Origin of the sequence: Christiangramia forsetii KT0803, assembly GCF_000060345.1 — a bacterium.
In the GTDB taxonomy this organism is placed as follows: domain Bacteria; phylum Bacteroidota; class Bacteroidia; order Flavobacteriales; family Flavobacteriaceae; genus Christiangramia; species Christiangramia forsetii.
This window is the reverse complement of the sequence record NC_008571.1, coordinates 2,188,752-2,203,597: the sequence shown is the minus strand read 5'-3', so window position 1 is coordinate 2,203,597 and position 14,846 is coordinate 2,188,752. Positions and strand designations below refer to the sequence as shown.

The 14,846-nt window shown below is 35.6% G+C and carries 13 protein-coding genes; 7 read left to right on the top strand and 6 right to left on the bottom strand.

The features are described 5' to 3' along the window. Positions 1 to 8: 8 nt before the first annotated feature. Entirely contained in the window at positions 9 to 644 is a 636-nt protein-coding gene (locus GFO_RS09770) for an alpha/beta hydrolase (RefSeq protein WP_011709946.1), read from the bottom strand. Between the two features lie 48 nt (positions 645 to 692). Here GFO_RS09770 and GFO_RS09765 point away from each other — a divergent pair, with 48 nt between their 5' ends. From GFO_RS09765 to GFO_RS09745, 5 genes are all read left to right on the top strand, one after another. After that, entirely contained in the window at positions 693 to 1,115 is a 423-nt protein-coding gene (locus GFO_RS09765) for a PaaI family thioesterase (protein WP_041250082.1), read from the top strand. After that, positions 1,112 to 2,263 (top strand): chorismate-binding protein, encoded by a 1,152-nt coding sequence (locus tag GFO_RS09760; protein WP_011709944.1) that lies wholly within the window; start codon positions 1,112 to 1,114, stop codon positions 2,261 to 2,263. Before GFO_RS09765 ends, GFO_RS09760 begins: the two co-directional genes overlap by 4 nt. Positions 2,264 to 2,571: 308 nt before the next feature. After that, complete coding sequence (gene menD, locus GFO_RS09755; RefSeq protein ID WP_011709943.1) at positions 2,572 to 4,305, top strand: 2-succinyl-5-enolpyruvyl-6-hydroxy-3-cyclohexene-1-carboxylic-acid synthase; 1,734 nt, start codon at positions 2,572 to 2,574, stop codon at positions 4,303 to 4,305. Positions 4,306 to 4,374: 69 nt separating this feature from the next. Further along, positions 4,375 to 4,719 carry a DUF2853 family protein gene (locus GFO_RS09750; protein ID WP_011709942.1) on the top strand — a complete coding sequence of 115 codons (345 nt, stop codon included), beginning with the start codon at positions 4,375 to 4,377 and terminating at the stop codon, positions 4,717 to 4,719. Positions 4,720 to 4,816: 97 nt separating this feature from the next. Further along, entirely contained in the window at positions 4,817 to 5,653 is an 837-nt protein-coding gene (locus tag GFO_RS09745) for a CvfB family protein (RefSeq protein WP_011709941.1), read from the top strand. Position 5,654: 1 nt separating this feature from the next. On the opposite strand, the gene GFO_RS09740 is transcribed toward GFO_RS09745, so the two are convergent. Further along, entirely contained in the window at positions 5,655 to 6,104 is a 450-nt protein-coding gene (locus GFO_RS09740) for a hypothetical protein (RefSeq protein ID WP_011709940.1), read from the bottom strand. A gap of 155 nt (positions 6,105 to 6,259) precedes the next feature. Between GFO_RS09740 and GFO_RS09735 the strand changes: the two genes are divergently transcribed. Together GFO_RS09735 and GFO_RS09730 are read left to right on the top strand one after the other, a co-directional pair. Then, a complete protein-coding gene (locus GFO_RS09735; RefSeq protein ID WP_041250081.1) occupies positions 6,260 to 6,664 on the top strand; it encodes a DUF2059 domain-containing protein in 405 nt (134 codons plus the stop codon). Between the two features lie 104 nt (positions 6,665 to 6,768). Beyond that, entirely contained in the window at positions 6,769 to 7,608 is an 840-nt protein-coding gene (locus tag GFO_RS09730; protein ID WP_041250080.1) for a 1,4-dihydroxy-2-naphthoyl-CoA synthase, read from the top strand. Between the two features lie 51 nt (positions 7,609 to 7,659). Here the strand turns inward: GFO_RS09730 and GFO_RS09725 are convergent, their stop codons facing one another. The 4 genes from GFO_RS09725 to GFO_RS09710 all read right to left on the bottom strand — a co-directional run bounded on the left by GFO_RS09725 (position 7,660) and on the right by GFO_RS09710 (position 14,843). Beyond that, positions 7,660 to 8,532, bottom strand: coding sequence for an alpha/beta fold hydrolase (locus tag GFO_RS09725; RefSeq protein WP_011709937.1), 873 nt, complete (start codon positions 8,530 to 8,532; stop codon positions 7,660 to 7,662). 137 nt (positions 8,533 to 8,669) lie between these two features. Beyond that, positions 8,670 to 11,069, bottom strand: coding sequence for an alpha-ketoacid dehydrogenase subunit alpha/beta (locus GFO_RS09720; RefSeq protein ID WP_041250079.1), 2,400 nt, complete (start codon positions 11,067 to 11,069; stop codon positions 8,670 to 8,672). 196 nt (positions 11,070 to 11,265) lie between these two features. Then, entirely contained in the window at positions 11,266 to 14,076 is a 2,811-nt protein-coding gene (locus GFO_RS09715; protein ID WP_229664734.1) for a gluzincin family metallopeptidase, read from the bottom strand. Between the two features lie 77 nt (positions 14,077 to 14,153). Then, positions 14,154 to 14,843, bottom strand: coding sequence for an LOG family protein (locus GFO_RS09710; protein ID WP_011709934.1), 690 nt, complete (start codon positions 14,841 to 14,843; stop codon positions 14,154 to 14,156). Positions 14,844 to 14,846 lie beyond the last annotated feature (3 nt).

The window sequence follows — 14,846 nt, the reverse complement described above, 5'->3', positions numbered from 1 at the left end:
ATTCCAATTTAAGCAAATTTTGAGATCAATTTAGTATTTACTTCGTGTCCGCCTTTAAAACTCTCGATCTTTAAGTTTTTTGGAAATAAATTGTTCAATCTCTTTTTCTCTACTTTGATAATTCCATTTTCCAGGTACTTGTCTTCAGTACCGTAGATAAAAGTAAAATGAGTGTTGTCTAAGAAATTAAAATCCTCTGTTTCTAATTCCTGCGGAACTTTTCCCGAATGCATGATCAAATTCTTACACTGAATTTTTCTCCCGGCTACAAATCTGGTCGCTACAGAAACACCCTGGGAATAACCGAAAATATTGAAGTTTTCAACTTCATATAATTTTTCTGCTTCAAAAACAGCATCAAGGTAATTCAGCATATTTTCAATTTCAACTTCGGTATTTTCTTTGGTAAGCCAGGAGGCGCCCACATGACGATATTCTCCGTTTAAGTAATATTTTGACTGAGCCTGGGGAGCAATAATATAGTTTTCATCTGAATCTAAGTGCTTGAAATACTTTAGAAAATACCTACTCAAATAGCCAATTCCGTGGAAAACAAGCCAGACGGTTTTGGTTTTTTCGGTTTTCTCATTTAAGGTCGAGTAGGTGTTAGATATCTTGTAAGAAAGACTTTTCTCTTTGCTCATGGTTCTTTGCTGTTTTGTACTTTTACAAAGTAACCAATCTTTTAAATGATGACGAAGGAAGAATTGCTTGAGCTTTCAAAAAAAGTATGTAAAAATACGTTGATGGAAACTCTGGAAATTGAATTTACTGAAATAGGGGACGATTACCTTGTTGCTAAAATGCCAGTTAATTCAAGGGTTCATCAACCTGACGGAGTTTTACATGGTGGTGCCAGCGTTGCTCTTGCTGAAAGTGTGGGAAGCATGGCCAGTTATGTTTTCTTGGATACAGATAATTATTTTGTGCGAGGGATTGAAATTTCAGCTAATCATTTAAAAAGCATTAAAGAAGGCTGGGTTTTCGCGAAAGCGACTTTTATTCATAAAGGCAGAACTACGCAACTTTTTGAAATTAGGATTACAGATGAGGATGCAAACCTTATTTCTATTGTAAAACTTACCACCATAGCACTACCAAAGAAAGAGAAATGATTGAACAGGTCGATTTTTTTCAGAAGCTAAATAATCACGTACAGGATCAAAAAGCTTTTGTTGTTTATAGAAAACCCGGTTCGAATACCGTAAAATCCTTATTTCAAAAAGATACAGTTTCTCATAAGGTAAGTGATCTTTCTGAAAGCGGATTCGTTTTCGCTCCTTTTAATGCAGAAGCTGACTCTTATTTAATTCCGGCTGAAAATTCTAATTTTTTTGAATTTGAGTATCCCGCAGCATCTGTTTTGGATGATAGGTCTAACGAAAAAATGTCTTCGACAATAGATTTTGAATTTATGGAGAAAGATCAGAAAATTCATGAAAATTTGGTTCAAGAAGGGATTAATTCCATAAAAGAAGAGAAGTTTCAAAAGGTGGTACTATCCAGATCTGAAAGAGTTCAATTATATGATCCAGATCCCATAAGAATTCTTAAGAATCTTTTAAATAAATATGCTCAGGCTTTTGTTTATCTATGGTTTCATCCTGATACTGGTTACTGGCTGGGAGCAACTCCCGAAACACTTTTAAACGTGGAAAGAAACCGATTTAAAACCATGGCGCTCGCAGGAACGCAGATGTTTAAAGGGAATATGGACGTGGAATGGGAACCGAAAGAAGTTGAGGAACAAAAATTTGTTACCGATTATATTCTGGAATCACTTCAAAAAGCTAAAGGTGTAGAAAATATTAATGCTACAAATCCTTATTCAGCGATGGCAGGCAACCTGTTACATATTTGCACCGATATTTCTGGAAGATTAAATAGTCTGGATGATCTGGAAGAATTAGTGAAAACATTACATCCAACTCCTGCTGTTTGTGGATTGCCTAAAGAAAAAGCACTTCAGTTTATTCTGAAAAATGAAGATTATTCCAGAGAATTTTATTCAGGATATTTGGGAGAATTAAATATAAAATCTGAGAACAAAAGAAATTCTAATAGAAGAAATCAGGAAAATCAGCAATTCACAGCCATTTCAAAACAAACAGATCTATTTGTAAATCTAAGGTGTATGAAATTGAAAGATGGAAATGCCAGAGTTTATATTGGGGGAGGGATTACTAAAGATTCAAATGCTGCAGACGAATGGATGGAAACCGTAAATAAAGCACAGACAATGAAAGCAGTTCTTGTTAAATAAGTTCAAAAATTATCTTTAGACATGAGCGTGATGTAAACTAGTCATTGAACTTCCTGAGTTCAATAATTGTATTGTTATAATGTAGTTAAGATTAAAAATAAAACCTGAAGGTCATTCCGAACGAAGTATGAGGAGGAATCTTATTACTATAAGATTTCTCGTTATTCATACTTCACTCTGTTGAAATTACAAATTGATAATATCGAGTTCCCATTATAAAGTTGTTTTGGTATTTCTGGGCTTTCAGACCATTCTGTCTTGGAAATAGTCCATTTCAAGAAATTTTTTATTTGTAATTTTGGACTTCTATGAAGTACTCGAAAATTCCTGTTGCCCGCTCGGTGGTTGCTTTGTGCGTGGCAAAAGATATCAAACATGTGGTAATTTCTCCCGGTTCCAGAAATGCACCGCTAACCATAGGTTTTACGCATCATGATGAAATAACTCCTTACAGCATCGTAGATGAACGTTGTGCAGCTTTTTTTGCATTGGGACTGGCCCAGGAATTGAAAAAGCCTGTGGCTTTAGTATGTACTTCAGGGTCGGCATTACTTAACTATTATCCGGCAATAGCCGAGGCTTATTATAGTGACATCCCATTAGTGATCATTTCAGCAGATAGGCCAATTGAACGAATTGATATTGGAGACGGGCAGACGATCAGACAAAAGAATGTTTTTGAGAATCATATTCTTTATTCGGCTAACCTATATTCTGAACTTGTTCTGGAAAATCAGTCGCAAGATCCCAAACTTCAGCAAAAACAATTTGAAGCACAAAAGCATAATGAGCGGGAAGTGAATCTTGCCCTTAATAAAGCTATTGAGGAAAAAGGGCCGGTTCATATAAATGTTCCGTTTTATGAACCTCTCTATGATACTGTGGAGAATATAAACGTGAATCCTCTTCAAATATTTCCTGAAATTAAAGAAAGGCATTATTCTGAAAAGCAACTTCAGAATTATGCGAATGAATGGAACCGGGCTGAAAGGAAAATGGTGATTGTAGGAGTTGCCCAGCCGAATGCTGTAGAACAGAAATTTCTGGAGGGACTGGCGACCGACCCCAGTGTGATTGTTTTAACTGAGACAACCTCTAATTTACATCAGGAGCAATTTTTTACCAGGATAGATACTTTAATAGGCCCTATAGAAAAGGATGAAAATAGGGAGGAGTTATTTAATAGACTTCAGCCAGACATTCTACTCACTTTTGGCGGAATGATCGTTTCTAAGAAGATCAAATCTTTTCTGAGAAATTACAGTCCGCAGCATCACTGGCATATAGATTCAAAAAAAGCCTATAACACATTCTTCTGTCTAAATAAACATTTTGAAACAGATGTAAATTCGTTCTTTTCAGAATTTTTTCCGCTTACTAAAAGAACTGAAAGTGATTATGGTTCTTTCTGGAAAGACATTAAAGGAAAAAGGCAGCATAGACATGAAGATTATATGGCGGAGATTCCATATTCAGATCTAAAGGCTATGCAGGAGATCTATCAGAAAATACCAAAGAATTCGGTGTTACATTTTGGAAATAGTTCAACCATAAGATATGCCCAGCTTTTTGAATGGGACAAAAGTTTAAAAATTTATTGCAACCGGGGAACTAGTGGGATAGATGGAAGTGTTTCAACGGCGGTAGGAGCATCGGTAAGTTCAGAAGAGCCTGTAACAATTATTACCGGAGATCTTAGCTTTTTTTATGATAGCAATGCTTTATGGAACAATTATATTCCTTCAAATTTCAGGATCATTATTTTGAATAATAATGGGGGAGGGATTTTTAGAATACTTCCGGGAAATAAGAATTCGGAGAATTTTGAAAAATATTTTGAAACTACTCATAATTTGAAAGCAAAGCCAATATGTGATCTTTATAATTTTGATTATGAGAAGGCAAATTCCGAAGAAGAGATTCAGAAAGTGATGAAAGATTTCTATTCGGAATCTGGTAAGCCCAAGCTTCTTGAAATTTTCACTCCAAGAAAAATTAATGATGAAGTTCTCTTAGAATACTTCAATTTTATGAAATCTTAAACTTTGCCGAAAGTCTTATGAAATTCATATTTATTATATTGTGGGGAAGTTTAACCTAAAAAATAAATTATGAGTAAACTGGATGAAAAAGTAGGACAATATATTGATGATGTAAGGTCTAAAATTGGAGAAGATAATCCCGATGTAGATCTTATAAGAAAAATAGCTGCTTCTATGGGACCAAGCATTTATAATGCAGACGCTGAAACTGTTGCTGCTTCCAGTGAATCTGAGGTGGAGACAGTAAAGAAAAACTTTGTAATGAAGAAGCTGGGAGTGACCGACGAAGAAAAAGCTGATGATGCAATTAACCAGGTTCTTGAAAAATACGGAAAGTCCAATAGAAATAAATACCGAGTGGTTATCTATTATCTCCTTACCAAATATTTTGGAAAAGAGAGCTTGTACAATTAGTAGATAATTTATAAAATTAATCCGTTTTGAGTATAATTCTTAAAACGGATTTTTTTATATGTGATTAACAGTATCTTTGTACGCTAAATTTTAGTTTATGATCCAGTTAGGTGAATTTCACGATTTGATAATTATTAGGGAAACCGATCATGGTATCTATCTTGAAAATGAAGAGGGGGATGAGGTGTTACTTCCTAATAAATATGTTCCTGAAACCTGGATGGTTCACGATAAAATCAAGGTTTTTGTATATCTAGATCATGAAGAAAGACCTGTAGCTACTACGCTTAAGCCTAAGATTAAGCGTGATCAATTTACCAATCTCACCTGTGTTGAAGTAAGTAAATTTGGAGCTTTTCTGGATTGGGGGCTGGAAAAACATTTGTTCGTTCCATTCAAGGAACAAGTGATTCCCATGCAAAAGGGAGAAAAATATCTTGTTTTTTGCTACCTTGATCTGGAAACAGAGCGGTTAGCGGCTTCGTCAAAAGTTCACTCTTTCCTTGATAATTCGGTGTTAACTGTGAAACCATTTGACGAGGTGGATTTACTGGTTAGTAATCATACCGATCTGGGATTTAATTTGATCATCAACCAATTACATCTTGGTTTGATTTATCATGATGAAGTTTTTAAACCATTGCATATTGGAGATTCCATCAAAGGTTTTATTAAAAAGATAAGGGAGGATAACAAGATTGATATTACGCTTCAAAGACCCGGATATAGAAGTATTGAACCGAATGCTCAGAAAATATTGGACAAAATCAAAAATGCCGGCGGCTTTTTGGATCTAACCGATAAATCTGCTCCTGATGATATCAAGAGTAGGCTTCAAATGAGTAAAAAGAGTTTTAAAAAGGCAGTAGGGACACTTTACAAACAGCGATTAATCGAAATCAAAGAAGACGGTCTAATCTTAAAGGAAGAATAGGCTAATAATTGTAATTATAGGGATTGGTATATCTTCTGGAGCCAAAGCCACGTTGATTATAACTATTTAGAAATGTTGGATAATATGGATTCATAAATATATCATCTTTATCCCTCGTTCTAAGTTCTGCTGAAATTTCAAAAATTTTCTTTTCTGTTTTACGCTGAGGTAGAGGAGAACCTAGATCTACTTCTTGCTGAATACGATTTCTGTTCATTTTATCAATTGCTGCAAGCATGTCTATCTGATCATCCTGGATATGATTTTTTAAGTGTAAAAATGAACCATCGGGAAGGTTAAAATTAGACTGAGCCTGCCAGTTGAAGCTGAACTCCCTCCAGGTATTTTCAATACTTCTGTTACTAATCTCGAAATCTTCACGATCCCAGTATTCCTGAGCCTGTGCCAGAGTTCCAGTTAATAGCAGTATAAAAAGTAACCGAAGTTTCATTTAATTCTTTTTTGAGTTTACATCAAAAACAGTGCAAACTATATATTTCGCTTTTAGAAAATAGGAAATTCATAAAAAAAATGCCGTAGTATATTATTCTTCAAATCTAATAAACCTTTATTTTCGTGATGAAAATATACAATCTAAAGCCAATTATGAAAAAAATTATTTTTACCCTAAGTATTCTTGCTATCAGTTTAACTTCATTCGCTCAGGAAGCTGATTCTTTTGAAGGAAAGGCAGTAAAACTTATCAAGTTAACTGCTGGCCAGCAATTTGATATTATGACTGAGCCTATTGTTGAGATGGTTCCTGAAGAAGATCGTGAAGCATTTAAAAAGGAACTTGCTGAAAGCACACAAGGACTTTATAAGAAAATGGCGACTGTTTATACTGAGAGTTTTACGGAAGAGGAAATCGATGAAATCCTCGAATTTTATGCAACTCCTATTGGGAAGAAAATGGTGGCTGTAACTCCGGAACTTACTAAAAAAGGAATGGAAATTGGTCAGGCCTGGGGAATGGAACTTCAGCCGTTAATGGCAAAATATATGAAGTAATTTTTCACTTTAAAATAATGCCTGTTGGTTTATTCTGACAGGCTTTTTTTATTCAGCTTTCTGAAATGAATGGAAAGCTCTATTTTTACCTTAAAATAATTATCATGTCTAAAACTGACTGGAAAACAGTAAAGGAATACGAAGATATCACTTATAAGAAATCAGGAGGAGTTGCAAGGATCGCTTTTAACCGACCTGATGTTAGAAATGCATTTCGGCCTAAGACTACTTCAGAATTACTGGACGCTTTTCATAATGCTCATGAGGACACCTCTGTTGGAGTGGTATTGCTATCTGCAGAAGGGCCATCATCAAAAGATGGGAAATGGGCTTTTTGCAGTGGCGGAGATCAAAAAGCACGTGGTCATCAGGGTTATGTAGGAGAAGATGGGTATCACCGTCTAAATATACTTGAAGTTCAAAGGTTAATACGTTTTATGCCAAAGGCGGTAATTTGCGTGGTGCCAGGTTGGGCTGTTGGTGGAGGTCATAGTCTTCACGTAGTTTGTGATCTTACACTTGCGAGTAAAGAACATGCGATCTTTAAGCAAACCGATGCGGATGTAACGAGTTTTGATGCCGGGTACGGTTCAGCATATCTTGCAAAAATGGTAGGACAGAAGAAAGCTCGTGAGATCTTCTTTTTAGGTAGAAATTACTCAGCCCAGGAAGCTTACGAAATGGGAATGGTAAATGCTGTAATTCCTCATGATGAATTAGAAGATACGGCTTATAAATGGGCCCAGGAGATCATGGAGAAATCGCCAACTTCAATTAAGATGCTAAAATTTGCCATGAACATGACAGATGATGGTATGGTTGGTCAGCAGGTTTTTGCAGGCGAAGTTACCAGGCTGGCTTATATGACAGATGAAGCCAAAGAAGGCAGGGATGCTTTTCTGGAAAAAAGAAAGCCGAATTTTGATAAAAAATGGATTCCTTAAATTTCAGTATTCAGTACTGAGTAATTTGATTTAGAAATTTATAGTATATAATTAAGCTTTTCGGGCGAAGGTTGCGATCTTCTCTGCTATTTCTTCATAGACTTCTTCTTGTAGAAAATGTCTTGAGGAAAGTAAATGCGTTTCCTGTGAATCGGTGTATTTCTCTAACTCTTCTTTGTAATGGTCATAAGTAAGAGCGGGATCATCCTTTCCCCAAATAGCCTGAATAGGGTAATCAACATTTTTTAGAGCTTTCAGAATTTGCGCCTGAAACTTCTCAGTCTGATTGAAATTTCTCATGATCTTAAGAAAGGCTTTACCATCGTCTTTTCTTTTTAAAAGATCTACGTAGGCTTTTATTTCAGCAGAAGGAATTTTAGAGGTATCATTTACTCCCATTTGTGAAAACATAATTGGCCAGGTGGTATGAGTGATCGTTTTAAGCTCAATTTCTCCCAGCAGTTTCTTTTCAAAGGGGCGCATTACCAGAGGCTTATCAAAATTCTGAATATCTATCATTGAATTCAAAATGGTAAGGGAATGTACCTTTTCCAGATTTTTTGCAGCTAAGGCAAAGCCTATGGGAGCTCCAATATCATGAACCACTAAATGAAATTTATCAATGTTCAACTCTTTTAAACACTCAGCGAGAAAATCAGCAAAGTTATTAAAGTCGTAATTAAAATCTTCCGGCCTGTCTGCCAGACCAAGCCCGGGAAGATCTACAGATACACCACGAAAACCTTTTGCAGCCAATGAATCTATGACCTTTCGATATAAATAGGAGGAAGTAGGTACTCCATGTATACAGAACACAGCTTCACCACTCCCTCGATCTAAAGCAAAGGTTTTTATACCATTTACTTCTAAATATTTACCTGATCGCTCGTGGGTGCTTATTATATCTTTAATTTCCTCATTCATATCAATTCTTTTAAGACTTATCTAAAATTACGATTTTAGAAAGCTTTATATCAGAAGATAATTATAAGGTAAGGTTAAAATAAATAAAAGAGCCGCGAATAACTTCGCGGCTCTTTTAAATATATATCTATTTTGACTTATCTCAATTTTGGATATTTCTTTGGATTTGTTTCGTGCATAATAGCATAAACTTTTTCAAAAATATCTTCGGCTGAAGGTTTTGAGAAGTAATCGCCATCAGTTCCGTAAGCCGGTCTATGCTCTTTAGCGGTTAGCGTTTGAGGCTTGCTATCCAAAAATCTATACGCATTTTGCTTATCAAGAATGTTTTGAAGTATAAATGCTGAAGCTCCACCCGGAACATCTTCATCGATTACTAATAAACGGTTTGTTTTTTTAACACTCTTTACAATATCATGGTTAATATCGAACGGAAGTAAAGACTGTATATCTATAACTTCTGCATTAATATCGACTTCAGTTAATTCTTTAGCAACCTCTTCAACAATTCTTAGAGTAGAACCATAAGAAACCAACGTGATGTCCCTTCCTTCACGAACTGTTTCTGTTACGCCAATAGGTGTTTTAAGCTCTCCTAAGTTAGTTGGAAGCTTTTCCTTTAGACGATATCCATTTAGGCATTCTATGACCATAGCCGGAGTATCAAGCTCTAATAATGAATTGTAAAATCCGGCAGCTTTCGTCATGTTTCTTGGGACAAGCACATACATACCTCTTAAAAGGTTTAGGAAACCACCCATTTGTGATCCGCTATGCCAGATACCTTCCAGTCTGTGACCTCTTGTTCTAACAATAAGCGGTGCTTTTTGTTTTCCTTTGGTACGATAGTGTACGGTAGCAAGATCATCGCTCATGCCCTGAAGACAATACATTACGTAATCTAAGTATTGAATTTCAGCGATGGGTCTTAATCCACGCATGGCCATTCCGATTCCCTGACCTAATATAGTTGCTTCTCTAATACCTGTATCTGAAACCCTGAATTTTCCATATTTCTTTTGAAGTCCTTCAAGCCCCTGGTTTACATCACCAATTTCACCGGCATCTTCCCCAAAAATAAGAGTGTCAGGATGTTTGCTGAAGATAGCATCAAAGTTATCCCTTAAAATAATTCGTGCATCAACCTCTTGTGAATCATCATCATATTCAGGTAAAACCTCAATTTGAGTATCTTCTTCTTTGTATAAATGTGAAGAATAGTCGCTAAATGCTAATTCTGAAAAATCATTTAGCCAGTTTATAATGGCACTTTTTTCAGCAGTTTCTTCACCTATAAGATATCTTAGCGTTTTTCTAGCCGCAGAAACCAGGTCTTTCTTTAAAGGTTCTTTATTTCCAGCAACCTCTTTCTTAATAGAGTTAATGAAGTTTGAGTTAGAACTTGAAGTTGCCGTAGCCTCCAGAAGTTTAACCAACTCTTTCTGCTTTTTAAGAGTTGGATTCAAATAAGAAGACCAGGCACCTTGTTTAGCACCTCTAATTTCTTTTTTGATCTTTTTTTCGAGTTCATTTAATTGATCTGCAGTAGCAAAATCATTTTCGATCACCCATTCTCTAAACTTTAGATTACAATCGTATTCTTTCTCCCATTTCAGCCTATCTTCAGACTTATATCTCTCATGAGATCCTGAAGTTGAATGACCCTGTGGCTGTGTTAATTCAATTACATGAATAAGAACAGGACAGTGCTCCTTACGGGCAATTTCAGCTGCTTTTTGATAAGTGTCTACTAAAGCCGGATAATTCCAACCCTCTACAACAAGTATTTCGTAACCATCATTATTCTCATCTCTTTGAAAGCCTTTAAGAATTTCTGATATATTTTCCTTAGTTGTTTGGTGTTTAGCATGAACTGAGATCCCATATTCATCATCCCAGACATTCATTATCATTGGAACTTGAAGAACTCCTGCGGCATTGATAGTTTCCCAAAAATGACCTTCACTAGTACTAGCATTTCCAATGGTTCCCCAGGCAATCTCATTTCCTTTATCAGAAAAATTATCTGCCTTAAGGCCATCAACATTTCTGTAGATCTTTGAAGCCTGAGCCAATCCAAGTAAACGAGGCATCTGTCCTGCGGTTGGAGAAATATCGGAACTCGAATTTTTTTGTTCCATCAAATTCTTCCAATCTCCATTTTCGTCAAGGCTATGCGTCATAAAATGGCCACCCATTTGGCGGCCACCAGACATAGGCTCATTGTCTATATTGGTATCGGCGTATAAGCCGGCAAAAAGTTGTTGCGGAGTAAGTTCATTAATAGCCATCATAAAGGTTTGATCACGGTAATAACCCGATCTAAAATCCCCATTCTTAAAAGCTTTGGCCATAGCCAACTGTGGTACTTCCTTTCCATCACCAAATATTCCGAACTTTGCCTTCCCTGTAAGTACTTCTCTTCGTCCTAAAAGGCTACATTCCCTGCTAGTTACAGCAGTTCTATAATCTTCAAGTACTTGAGATTTGAATTCATCAAATGAAATTGAATTTTCAGTTTGTGTTTCGCTTTGCATGAACATAATTTTGAATGGTAACAAATGTAACGAAAAGTATGATTAAATACAATTCAAATTTTAGAGCAAAAATTGATAATAATATAATTTTAACCTTTATTTATTATTAATTTCAGAATTAAACACTTCAGTATTATGAATCTGTTGCTAATATCGAAATTACAGTAAGGATGTATTAACAAAATAATTTATCTGCTCAATACCAGCGCCTTGTAAACAGTCTTATAAGTGTATTGATATCTAATGCTACAATAAACCGGATTCTCTGGTCATAATCCGGTTGTCCAATTTCCCACCCTAGATTTGAGTAAACAGGAAAGAAGAGTTCAAAATAATCCTGAACCAGACTTACTCTTACCCCAGAATCGTACAAAAGTTTCCCGTTATCCCCCTTGTTTTTTACAATTCCCACATCTCCATAGGCATAGATCCATTTCCAGATATTAGTACTGGCATTTATAGTTCCAATCCATTCGTTGGCATATTCTGGTTGAAGTTGAGATTTGAAACCACCTTCAGCAACAATAATTTGCTGGCTGAAGAGACCACTTCCCTGGCTTCGACCGTAATAGTTATAATCAAATAAATAATCGGTGGGCCTGTCTAAGGCAAAACTGAAATAATCATTATCGCGAACATCATTGTATAAAAATGTACCCGCAAAAAACCGTACGTTAATTTGTCTGTTATTGGTGAATAATTTCCGGTATTCTGCCGTTACAGAAACCTTGCTGAATTTATCTGAAAGTTGATAATCCAGGGATGCAGTTAAGTGCTTTAGAAAGTTTGGATTACTATAGCTATAATTGACGTTTAAAACATTATAATCTGGAAAGAGTAATGGATCTTCGGGATTTTGGTCTCTCTTTACATTAATGTTTCTTATGGAAAGTCGTTGCCTTTCGTTACTTCTTAAATAAGAATTCCGGAAAGAGAATACCAGAAAGGGTGTAAATTTCTCGTAAAACAGATCATAGCCGTAGGAAAAACGCGAGCCACCAATTCCATAATAAATTAAATTGAGGTCTTTATTTTCAAATTGATGGGCATTGTAAAAGGAAGCGGAGCCTACCACAGTTTTACTGGTAAAACCGTATTTGGGTGTAATTGAAAAATTGAAGGTTTTGCTAAGAACGGTTTTGTTATATAATTTCGGGCCTATTGCTATACCGTCATAAAGGTTGTACTCAAATTCCGGCATAAAAAATATCTGATTATACCTTGGGTCTTCTATATCCTGAAATAATCTAAACTGAAGCGGTTTATTAAAAAGTTTATTTATCCCTTTATAATTATTTCTTTGATTAAACTCAGGGATTTCCTGTTCATAATTAAGGGCCAGACGGTCAATGTCATTATTCGGAATTTTAAGACTTTTTGTATCCCGTACTTTTTCAACCCATTCTTTGTAAACTATCTTATCATCTTTTAAACCATACAAGCTTACCGGCATCCCGTTATCACGAAGATTTTTTATGGTTACTTTTAATGAGTCCCGGAGCTTATCTACATTGCTAATCTTAAAATCGATTTTTTTATTGGTACTAACGTAATCTTCATAAAACCATGAAATATCTTTTTTGGCATATTTCTGAAGTAGGCGAACAAAATCTTCCTCTTTTACCGGCTTTAATTTATATTCAGAATAGAAATTAGAAATTGATTCTTTAACCGATTCATCCCCAAGAAATTCTTCCAGATATTTAATACCAACACCTGCCTTATAGGCATTTGCAATATTTTTATTGAACTTTACCAGCGAATCCTGACTTGTTGTAAGCGGCTGATCAATATTCATCCTGGCTACATTCATATACAGAAATTGATATTGATCATTAAACTCAAGATCTGCCGCATGAAACCATCTTAGGCCTATGACCTTGCTTAAGTTTCCTATTAATTTCATTTTTGGATAATACTCATCTACATAATCCATCATTAAGGAAACCATAATAGCATCTGTCACCCATTTCTCTTCTCTGGGATTTATAAAAATGGTATTGTCGAGATAATTACTGGTAATGGTCTTGAATAGCTTAATATCATATTGGAAACCATCGGGGAAAGGTCTTATAAATCCAGGAAGTTGATTAAGACCATAAACAGGACTATTTGAATAATCCTCCTGAGTAACGAAAATATTTTTATGAGGATATTCTCCAAGTCTTTTATTCAGAAAGTTAACCGTTCTTTCAAGAAGCATATTTTTAACATCAAACTGGATGTCTTCATCTGCTATATTGGTAATAACCTGATTTGAATTGGTTTTTATCGATTCAAAAATGAAGCTTTTGGTGAGGTACATCTTACTGTCTATACGATGATCTCCTTTAAAACGTATTGTTTTGTATCCCGGTTTTGTTTGCGTACTAATTAGATCCAGACTGGATGCGGCATAGAACTCTGTAGGGATATCAATAGATATATTTACTTTATGAGGTTTTACATATTGCAATCCAAGATCTTTATGGTTATAAAGCTTCCATCCATTGTCTAGTGGAGCAGGAAGCATATACCAGTACCTCAACTTATAGTTTCCCTCGTCATCTCTTCCGAAGCTGGTAAATTTGTCATCCGGGACTTTTACCTGATAATTTAAGCTTAGACTAATGGAGTCGCCAGGAGCCAGGGCATCCTTCAGTTTAATTCGAAGAAGATCTACTACATTTCCAGGCCTATCCCATTCTAAAGAATCACCAGATCTTTCACCGACCGAATGTATGGTAGTAAAACCTCGCTCTCTATCTTTTGCAAAATGAAAACGCCTTGCGTAATCTTCGGCAAAGCGTTTAGCTAAAAATGAAGTTTTAGAGCTGAAGGCATTATTCCAGTCATTTAAATAAATGCTTGTCAGCTCTCTTTCTTCGGTATTTACGAATGTGATTTCCTGATCTATTTGTATGGTATGAGTACTGTCTATAAGACGAGCATTCACATTGATGACATTCTGTGCAGAAAGCCATCCTGAAAACATAAATATAATCAGGGAAAGGAAAAAGTTTTTCAACTAGCAATAGGTTTAGTACTGATAAGCAATCAGGGCTAAATATAAACAAACTTTAATACCTTCAATAAAAGCCTTAACTAGAAATTAGGACTTAGATTATATTCATCGTAGAATTGATCAAGTATTTCTATCACCTCATCTTCAGTATCTACAACCTGAACAAGGTCTATATCTGCTTCGCTAATATTATTGAAACTATCTAATAAGGTTTTTTTGATCCAATCTGCAAGTCCTCCCCAGAACTCGCTTCCTACTAGAATGATAGGGAATTTGTCAATTTTATGAGTTTGTATAAGTGTGATCGCCTCAAAAAGTTCATCTAAAGTTCCAAAACCACCAGGCATTACTACAAAGCCCTGTGAATACTTTACAAACATGACTTTACGCACAAAGAAATAATCAAAATCCAGACTTTTATCATTGTCAATATATGGATTGTCATGCTGTTCAAAAGGTAGATCAATATTTAATCCAACAGAAGTTCCACCGGCAAGGTGCGCACCTTTATTACCAGCTTCCATAATCCCGGGGCCACCCCCTGTAATTACTCCGTAGCCGTGGTCTACTATTTTTTTTGCAACTCTTTCGGCAAGCTTGTAATATTTCATATCGGGTTTGGTTCTGGCCGATCCAAAAATAGATACGCAGGGACCAATCTGACTCAATTTTTCGTATCCATTTACGAATTCCCCCATGATCTTGAAAATAGCCCAGGAATCATTTGTTTTTATCTCATTCCAGGCTTTGTTTCTATTATGTGTCTTCATATT

Coding starts and splice junctions, on each gene's coding strand:
- GFO_RS09760 (WP_011709944.1), top strand. CDS start 1,112: ATGATTGAACAGGTCGATTTTTTTCAGAAGCTAAATAATCACGTACAG.
- GFO_RS09740 (WP_011709940.1), bottom strand. CDS start 6,104: ATGAAACTTCGGTTACTTTTTATACTGCTATTAACTGGAACTCTGGCA.
- GFO_RS09735 (WP_041250081.1), top strand. CDS start 6,260: ATGAAAAAAATTATTTTTACCCTAAGTATTCTTGCTATCAGTTTAACT.
- GFO_RS09765 (WP_041250082.1), top strand. CDS start 693: ATGACGAAGGAAGAATTGCTTGAGCTTTCAAAAAAAGTATGTAAAAAT.
- GFO_RS09730 (WP_041250080.1), top strand. CDS start 6,769: ATGTCTAAAACTGACTGGAAAACAGTAAAGGAATACGAAGATATCACT.
- GFO_RS09725 (WP_011709937.1), bottom strand. CDS start 8,532: ATGAATGAGGAAATTAAAGATATAATAAGCACCCACGAGCGATCAGGT.
- GFO_RS09745 (WP_011709941.1), top strand. CDS start 4,817: ATGATCCAGTTAGGTGAATTTCACGATTTGATAATTATTAGGGAAACC.
- GFO_RS09710 (WP_011709934.1), bottom strand. CDS start 14,843: ATGAAGACACATAATAGAAACAAAGCCTGGAATGAGATAAAAACAAAT.
- GFO_RS09770 (WP_011709946.1), bottom strand. CDS start 644: ATGAGCAAAGAGAAAAGTCTTTCTTACAAGATATCTAACACCTACTCG.
- menD (WP_011709943.1), top strand. CDS start 2,572: ATGAAGTACTCGAAAATTCCTGTTGCCCGCTCGGTGGTTGCTTTGTGC.
- GFO_RS09750 (WP_011709942.1), top strand. CDS start 4,375: ATGAGTAAACTGGATGAAAAAGTAGGACAATATATTGATGATGTAAGG.
- GFO_RS09720 (WP_041250079.1), bottom strand. CDS start 11,069: ATGCAAAGCGAAACACAAACTGAAAATTCAATTTCATTTGATGAATTC.